This is a genomic window from Streptomyces sp. NPDC088725 (assembly GCF_044751305.1).
GTDB lineage: Bacteria > Actinomycetota > Actinomycetes > Streptomycetales > Streptomycetaceae > Streptomyces.
The window spans coordinates 1-9,218 of sequence record NZ_JBIVLO010000023.1; the positions used below are offsets into that span (position 1 = coordinate 1).

General features: G+C 71.5%; 1 protein-coding gene. It reads right to left on the reverse strand.

Features of this window, described 5'->3' with window-relative positions; translation table 11 throughout:
* Positions 1 to 9,218 (reverse strand): SDR family NAD(P)-dependent oxidoreductase (locus ACIP6N_RS29685; protein ID WP_401820807.1); only part of this gene is annotated, 9,218 nt, incomplete at both ends.

The following is a 9,218-nucleotide window of genomic DNA, read 5'->3' on the forward strand; positions in this document are numbered from 1 at the left end:
ATCACACCCGCCACACCGGCAGCCGCCTGCGTGTGACCAATGTTCGACTTCACCGAACCCAACAGCAACGGACGCTCCGGGTCACGATCCCGCCCATAGGTCGCGAGCAGCGCCTGCGCCTCGATCGGGTCACCCAGCGAGGTACCCGTACCGTGCGCCTCCACGACGTCCACATCATCCGCGGACAGACCGCCACTGGCCAGCGCCTGCCGGATCACCCGCTGCTGCGAAGGACCATTCGGAGCGGTGATGCCGTTGGAAGCACCGTCCTGGTTGACCGCGGAGCCGCTTACCACTGCCAGGATCTCGTGGCCGTTGCGCAGCGCGTCCGACTGACGCTCCAGCACCAGCATGCCGACACCCTCGGACCAGCCGACACCGTCGGCCGACTCCGAGAACGCCTTGCAGCGCCCGTCGGGAGCCAGACCCCGCTGCCGGGAGAAGTCCACGAACACCGTCGGCGTCGACATCACGGTGACACCGCCGGCCAGCGCCATCGAGCACTCGCCGGAGCGGAGGGCCTGCATGGCCCAGTGCATCGCGACCAGCGACGACGAGCACGCGGTGTCGACCGTGACCGCGGGGCCTTCGAGACCCAGGGTGTACGACACCCGGCCGGACGCGAGACTCGTGCTGCCGCCGCCCTTGAAGCCCTCGAATTCCGGACCCGCCAGTACGTCGGTGTAGTCGGTGTACATCACACCGGCGAACACACCGGTGGCGCTGCCGCGCAGCGAGACCGGGTCGATGCCGGCCCGCTCGATCGCCTCCCAGGAGGCTTCGAGCAGCAGTCGCTGCTGCGAGTCGGTCGCGGTCGCCTCACGCGGGCTCATCCCGAAGAAGTCCGGGTCGAACTCGCCCGCGTTGTGCAGGAATCCACCTTCGCGGGAGTAGGACGTGCCCAGGTGATCCGGGTCCGGGTTGAACAGTCCTTCGACGTCCCAGCCACGGTTGGTCGGGAATCCGGAGACCGCGTCACCGCCCTCGGTGACCAGCCGCCACAGATCCTCCGGCGACGCCACCCCGCCGGGGTAGCGGCAGGCCATGCCCACGATCACGATCGGATCGTCGGCCACCGCCGCCTTCCGTGCGGCGGTGGGCAGGGCCACCACCGCTTCGGAGCCGAGCAGTTCGTCGAGCAGGTGGCCGACGAGCGTCTGGACCGTCGGGTAGTCGAAGGCCATCGTGGCGGGCAGCCGCAGGCCGGTCGCCGTGTTCAGCTTGTTGCGCAGTTCCACCGCGGTCAGGGAGTCGAAGCCCAGCTCACGGAAGGCGCGGCCCGGGTGGACCGCCGCCGCGTCGGCGTGGCCGAGTACGAGGGCGACCTGCCCACGGACCAGGTCCACCAGTACCTCTTGACGCTCCTCCGCGGTCAGCCCGGCCAGCCGCGCCGTGAGGCCGGCGGCGGCGGCCGATCCCGCGACCGCCGTCCTGCGGGGCCGGGTCCGGATCAGCGCCCGCAGCAGCGGGGGAACCTCGCCCTGCGCACGCAGCACGTTCAGGTCCAGTCGTACCGGAGCCACCACGGCGTCTCCGGTCGACAGCGCCGCGTCGAACAGCGCGACACCCTGTTCCACCGACAGGGCGGGCACACCCGAGCGTGCCATCCGGTCCGTGTCGGCTTCCGCCAGGGTGCCGGTCATGCCGCCGCTCTGGTCCCACGGGCCCCAGGCCAGTGACGCACCGGGCAGTCCCTCGGTCTGCCGGCGTTCCATCAGCGCGTCCAGGAAGGCGTTGCCCGCGGCGTAGTTGCCCTGTCCGGGGCTGCCGAAGGTGGCCGCCGCCGAGGAGAACACCACGAACGCGGCCAGATCGAGGCCCAGGGTCAGTTCGTGCAGGTTCCAGGCCGCGTCGACCTTCGGGCGCAGGACCGCGTCCAGTCGCTCCGGTGTCAGCGAGCCGATGGTGCCGTCGTCCAGCACACCGGCCGCGTGTACGACCGCGGACACGCGGTGCTCGGCGAGCAGTGCGGCCAGCGCTTCTCGGTCCGCCACGTCGCAGGCCGCCACTCGCGCGTCGGCTCCGCCTGCCGCCAGTTCCGCGACGAGTTCCACGGCGCCCGCGCCGTCTCCGCCGCGCCTGCTGACGAGCAGCAGCTTCTGTACACCGTGCTCGGCCACCAGATGGCGTGCCACAACCGCGCCGAGACCACCCGTACCACCGGTGATCAGCACGCGGCCCTCGGAAGCCCAGGCGGGAGTCGCCCCGGCCGCCTCGCTCACGTCGGCGGCCGCCCTGCGCATCAGGCGCGCGGCACGTACCTCGCCACCGCGCACCGCCACCTGCGGCTCTTCGTTGTCCAGCGCCTTCGCCGGCAGCGCGGCCGGCTCGGCCGGGTCGAGGTCGACCAGGCCGAAGCAGCCCGGGTTCTCCGACTGCGCGGAGCGCACCAGACCCCACACCGCCGCGGCGGCCACATCGTGGCCGCCCACGGCCCCGCGGGTGACGAACACGAAGCGCGACTCGGCGAACCGTTCGTCCGTCAGCCGTTCCTGGAGCTGACCGAGTACCTGGTGGGTGAGTGCGCGCACCGCGTCAGCGGTGTCGGCGGCCCGGTCTCCCACGACGGGGATCAGTACCGTGCCGGACAGCTCGCTCTCGCCGTCCCGGGTCACCGTCTCCGTCTCGACGCCCGCGTCGCGCAGCGCCTCCGCGAGGCCGAGGGTGTCGGTTCCCATGATCGCGACCGGTGTCCGCGGCGCCGTACCGGCTCCGGGGGCCACCGGGGCCCAGTCGAGCCGGAACAGCGCGTCCCTGGTCAGTGCGGCGGAGTCGGTCAGGGACTCCGTGGACAGGGTCCGCATCGCCAGCGACTCCACCGAGGCGACGGGCGCGCCGGTCGTGTCGGCGATGTCGAGCGATATCGCTCCCTCACCGTCGCGGGTCAGCCTGACTCGTACGGAGGAGGCTCCGGACGCGTGCAGGGAAACACCGCTCCAGGAGAACGGGATGCCACCCGCGCGCCGCTCGCTGTCGTCGGGCGAGCCGGCGAACCAGGCGGAGTGCAGGGCCGCGTCCAGCAGAGCGGGGTGCAGACCGAACGCCTCGGCGTCGTCCCCCGTGCCGTCGGGCAGGCTCACTTCGGCGAAGGTTTCCTCGCCGAGGCGCCATACGGCCCGCAGGCCCTGGAAGACCGGGCCGTACGCGAAGCCTTCCGAGGCCCTCGCGTCGTAGAAGCCGTCCAGGTCGACCGGTTCCGCTCCCGCGGGCGGCCAGGGCGCGGCCTCGAAGCCGGCGGGCGCCGTGCGGGCGCCGACGGCCAGTGTGCCCATGGCGTGCTGCGTCCACGAGGTGTCCGCGGCGCCTTCGGGGCGTGAGTGGATCGTGACGGTACGCCTGCCGGTGTCGTCGGCGACACCGACCCGTACCTGTGTCTGGACGGCGCCGCGCTCCGGCAGCACCAGCGGCGCGGCGAGGGTCAGTTCCTCGACCTGGTCGCAGCCCGCCTCGTCACCGGCACGGATCGCCAGCTCCAGCAGCGCTGTTCCCGGCACCAGGACGCGGCCCATGACGGCGTGGTCGGTCAGCCAGGGGTGTGCCTGCGCGGAGAGGCGTCCGGTGAACAGCACGCCCTCGTTCTCGGCGAGTTCGACGACGCCGTTGAGCAGCGGGTGTTCGGCGGACATGAGTCCGATCGCGATCGCGTCCGCGCCGCCCCTGATGCCCGCGGGCCAGAACGGCTGGTGCTGGAACGCGTAGGTCGGCAGGTCCACCCGGGACGCGCCGGATCCGGCGAAGAACTTGGCCCAGTCCACGGTGGCGCCGTGCAGGTGCAGTTGGCTCACCGCGGAGACGACGGCCAGTTCCTCGGTCCGGTTCTTGCGGAGGACCGGCACGGTGACCGCTTCGTCCTGCACCGATTCGCGGGCCATGGCGGAGAGTACGCCGTCGGGGCCGAGTTCGAGGAACACGGTGACGCCCTGATCGGCGAGGGTCCGTACGCCGTCGGAGAAGCGGACCGCTTCCCTGACGTGCCGTACCCAGTACTCGGCCGAGCGCAGTTCCCCGGACGTCGCGAGCCGGCCGGTCAGGTTCGACACCACGGGGATGGTGGGCTCCTGGAAGGTGAGCCCTTCGACCACGGCGCGGAACTCGTCCAGCATCGGGTCCATCAGAGGTGAGTGGAAGGCGTGCGAGACGCGCAGCCAGGTCACCTTCCTGCCTTGTTCCTCCAGGGGCGCCGTGACCTCAAGGACCACGGCCTCCTCACCGGAGACGACCACCGACGCGGGGCCGTTGATCGCGGCGATCGACACCTGGTCCTGCCGCTCGGACAGCAGCGGAAGGACCTCGTCCTCGGTCGCCTGCACGGCGACCATCGCGCCGCCGGACGGCAGCGCCTGCATCAGGGTGGCGCGTGCGACGACCAGTCGGCAGGCGTCCTCCAGCGAGAACACTCCGGCCACGTGGGCGGCCGCGATCTCACCGATCGAGTGGCCCGCCACGAAGTCCGGTGTGATGCCCCAGGACTCCACCAGCCGGAACAGCGCCGCTTCGATGGCGAACAGGGCGGGCTGGGTGAAGCCCGTCTCGTTCAGCAGGTCCGCGTCGTCGCCCCAGATCACCTCACGCAGCGAGCGGCCCAACTCGTCCTCGAGTCGCGCCAGTACGGCGTCGAGTGCCTCGGCGAAGACGGGGAAGCGCTCGTACAGCTCCCGGCCCATCCCCAGCCGCTGCGAACCCTGGCCCGAGAACAGCAGCGCCGTCCTGCCGGTCGCCGCGGCGTCCGACACCACCAGCGGGTTCGGCTCGCCGACCGCCAGCGCGGCCAGCGCGCGTCCCGTCTCGGAAGGATCAGCGGCGAGTACGACCGCGCGGTGCTCGAACTTCGACCGGCCTGTCGCCAGCGAGAAGCCGACGTCCAGCGGGCGCAGGTCGGAGCGGGCCTGGATGTAGGAGAGCAGCCGGGCCGCCTGGCCCCGCAGTGCCTCGGGCGACTTGCCTGAGAGCAGCCACGGCACCACGCCCGGGTCGGTCACCGGGGCCTGGGCGCCGTCGACCACTGTTCCGCGGATCACCGGGGCCGGCTGCTCCAGGATGACGTGCGCGTTCGTTCCGCTGATACCGAACGACGACACACCGGCGCGCCGTACCCGGTCGGTCTCGGGCCAGGGGGTCTGCTCGGTGAGCAGTTCCACCGCGCCCGCCTCCCAGTCCACGTGGGAGGACGGCTCGGTCACGTTCAGGGTGCTCGGCAGCACACCGTGCCGCATCGCCATGATCATCTTGATCACACCCGCGGCACCGGCGGCCGCCTGGGTGTGGCCGAGGTTCGACTTCACCGAGCCGAGCAGCAGCGGCTGTTCCCTGTCCCGGCCGTAGGTGGCGAGCAGGGCCTGTGCCTCGATCGGGTCGCCGAGTGTGGTGCCGGTGCCGTGTGCCTCCACCGCGTCCACGTCGGCGGGCGAGAGTCCGCCGCTGGCCAGGGCCTGCCGGATCACTCGCTGCTGCGAGGGCCCGTTCGGCGCTGTCAGACCGTTCGACGCGCCGTCCTGGTTGACTGCGGAGCCGCGCACGACGGCGAGGATGTCGTGGCCGTTGCGCAGCGCGTCGGACTGACGCTCCATGAGGAACATGCCGATGCCCTCGGACCAGCCGACGCCGTCGGCCGACTCGGAGAACGGCTTGGACCGGCCGTCGGGGGCCAGGCCGCGCTGCCGGGAGAACTCCACGAAGGTGTCGGGGACCGACATCACCGTGACGCCGCCGGCCAGGGCGAGCGAGCACTCGCCGCTGCGCAGGGCCTGTGCGGCGAGGTGCATGGCGACCAGCGACGACGAGCAGGCGGTGTCCACCGTCATCGCCGGGCCCTCGAACCCGAAGGTGTACGAGACACGGCCGGAGGCCACGCTCAGCGCGCTGCCCTGGCCCTGGAAGCCTTCGAATTCCTTGCCGCTCAGGGTGGTGTTGTACCCGCCGTACATCACACCGGCGAACACACCGGTCTGGCTGTCGCGCAGCGAGAGCGGGTCGATTCCCGCCCCCTCGATGGCTTCCCAGGAGGTCTCCAGCAGCAGTCGCTGCTGCGAGTCGGTGGCCATCGCCTCACGCGGGCTCATCCCGAAGAAGTCCGGGTCGAACTCGCCCGCGTCGTGCAGGAATCCGCCCGAGCGGGTGTAGGACGTGCCCATGTTCTCGGGGTCCGGGTTGAACAGCGCCTCGACGTCCCAGCCACGGTTGGCCGGGAAGTCGGAGACGACGTCGCCGCCCTCGGCGACCAGCCGCCACAGATCCTCCGGCGAGCCGATACCGCCCGGGAAGCGGCAGCTCATGCCGACGATCACGATCGGATCGTCGTCGAGCAGAGCCTGTGAGAGTTCGGGGAGCGCGGCCGCGTCGGCGTCCGGGCCCAGCAGCTCGTCGAGCAGGTGGTCCGCCAGCACCCCGACCGTCGGGTAGTCGAAGACCATCGTGGCCGGCAGCCGCAGACCGGTCGCGGTGTTCAGCTTGTTGCGCAGTTCCACCGCGGTGAGGGAGTCGAAGCCCAGGTCGCGGAAGGCGCGTGAGGGATCGACTCCGTCACCGCTCGCGTGACCCAGGACCATGGCCGCCTGGGCGCGTACCAGGCTCAGCAGCGTCTCACGCCGTTCGGCGCGCTCCAGCCGGCTCAGGCGTTCCGCCAGACCGGCCTCCGCGCCGGTGCCCGCCGCCGAGGCCGCGGTCCTCCGCGCACTCGCACGGACGAGACCGCGCAGGACCGGGGGTACGGCGCCTTGCGTACGGAGCGCCGACAGGTCCAGCCGTACCGGAATCACCGCGGGCTCGCCGGTGGCCAGCGCGGCGTCGAACAGGGCCACACCCTGCTCGACCGTCAGCAGCGGCATGCCCGCCTCTGCGGCGCGGCGGATGTCACGGTCGTCGAGACCGCTTGTCATACCCGCGCCCTGGTTCCAGGCGCCCCAGGCGAGCGAGACACCGGGCAGGCCCTCGGCCTGCCGGTAGGTGGCCAGCGCGTCCAGGAACGCGTTGCCCGCCGCGTAGTTGGCCTGTCCCGCGCCGCCGAACACACCGGCCACGGAGGAGAACACCACGAACGCGGCCAGATCCAGCTCACGCGTCAGCTCGTGCAGATGCCAGGCAGCGTCCACCTTCGGACGCAACACCGCGTCCAGCCGCTCCGTCGTCAGCGAACCGACGATGCCGTCATCCAGCACACCCGCCGTGTGCACCACGGCCGTCAGCGGATGACCGGACTTCTCCACACCGGCCAACACCCCGGCCACAGCCGCACGGTCCGACACATCACAGGCCACCACCGACACCTCGGCGCCCAGCCCGGACAACTCCGCGACCAACTCGTCCGCACCCGGAGCACCCGCACCACGACGACTGGTCAAAACCAACCGCCGCACACCACGCTCACCCACCAGATGCCGCGCCAGCACACCGCCCAGACCACCCGTACCACCGGTGATCAGCACCGTGCCCTCGGCATCCCAGACCCGCGGCATGCTCAGCACGATCTTGCCCACGTGCTTCGCCATGCTCATGAACCTGAACGCGTCGCGCGCCTGGCGCACGTCCCACGAGCGGACCGGCAGCGGCCGCAGTACGCCGCGGTCGAAGAGTTCCATCAGGGCGACGAACATCAGCTGGATGTCGTCGGGGTCGACCCAGCCGAGGTCGAACGCCTGGTACGCGACGCCCTCGGGCACATCCGCCGCTTCGCGGATGTCGGTCTTGCCCATCTCCAGGAAGCGGCCGCCCGTTCCCACGAGACGCAGCGACGCGTCCACGAACTCACCGGAGAGCGCGTTGAGCACGACGTCGACGCCTTCGCCGGCCGTGATCCGGGAGAAGGCCTCCTCGAACTCCGTCGTACGGGACGAGGCGATGTGGTCGTCCGCGACACCCAGCGAGCGGAGGACGTCCCACTTGCCCTGGCTCGCGGTGGCGAACACCTCGGCGCCCAGGTGTGTGGCGATCTGAATGGCCGCCATGCCCACACCACCGGCGCCGGCGTGGATCAGTACCTTCTCACCCGGCTGGAGATTCCCCAGCTGCACCAGAGCGTGGTACGCCGTCAGGAAGACCAGCGGCACCGAGGCCCCCGCCTCCCACGACCACGTGTCGGGCAGCAGGGTGAGGAGCCGTGCGTCGTCCACGCACAGGGAGCCGAAGCCGCCCGACACGAGGCCGACCACCCGGTCGCCGGGACGCAGGTTGGTCACTTCGGGACCGACCTCGACCACCACGCCGGCGGCCTCGCGGCCCATCCGGCCGGCGTCGCCGGGGTACATGTCCAGTGCCTTGAGAACGTCGCGGAAGTTCAGTCCTGCCGCGCGCACGTCGATCCGCACCTCGTGACCGGTCAGCGGTTCGAGGACTTCGGGGAACGGCACCAGGTTCAGCCCGTCCAGGCTGCCCTTCGTCTGGCTGTCCAGCCGCCACGGCACACCGGCCGGCGGCACCAGACCCGCTCCGGAGTCCAGCCGCGCGAGGCGCCCTGCCTGGACTCCGCCGTCCCTGAGTACGACCTGCGGTTCGTCCGTGGCGAGGGACCGGTGGAGCTGCGCGAAGGAATCATCCGCGGAGCCGAGGTCCACCAGGCCGAAGCTGCCGGGGTTCTCCGTCTGCGCAGAACGCACCAGACCCCACACCGCCGCAGCGGCCACATCATCGATGCTCTCGTCACCCGCGGCAACCGCGCCCCGGGTCACGAACACCAGCCGTGAACCGGCGAACCGCCCCTCTGCCAGCCACTGCCGCACCAGCTCCAGGGCACCGGCAGCCAGCGTGTGAGCCGACTCCGCGACCTCGGCGCCGTCCGCGGCGCGCACACCGACCAGCACCGAGCCGGGAACGGGGGTCTCCCCCGCCGCCAGCGCGGCCAGATCCGCATACGTCCCGACCTCGACGCCCGCGTCCTCCAGGCCGCCGGCCAGGCCGAGCGTGTCCGGACCGAGCACCGCGACGGTGCCGGAAGGAGCCTCGGACTCAAGCGCCACCGGCACCCAGTCCAGACCGAACAGCGCGTCACGCGACAGCCCGGCGGAATCACTCAACTGCTCACTCGACACGGCCCGTGCCAGCAGCGAGTCGACCGAGGCGACCGGCGCACCCGTCGTATCGGCGACCGCGATCGCCAGAGCGTCGCCCTGGCCCGTGGGCGCGATCCGCACCCGCAGGGCGGAGGCGCCGGTCGCGTACAGCGAGACGCCCTCCCACGAGAACGGCAGACCGCCGTTGCCCTCTTCACCCTCACCGGCGAGCAGGGA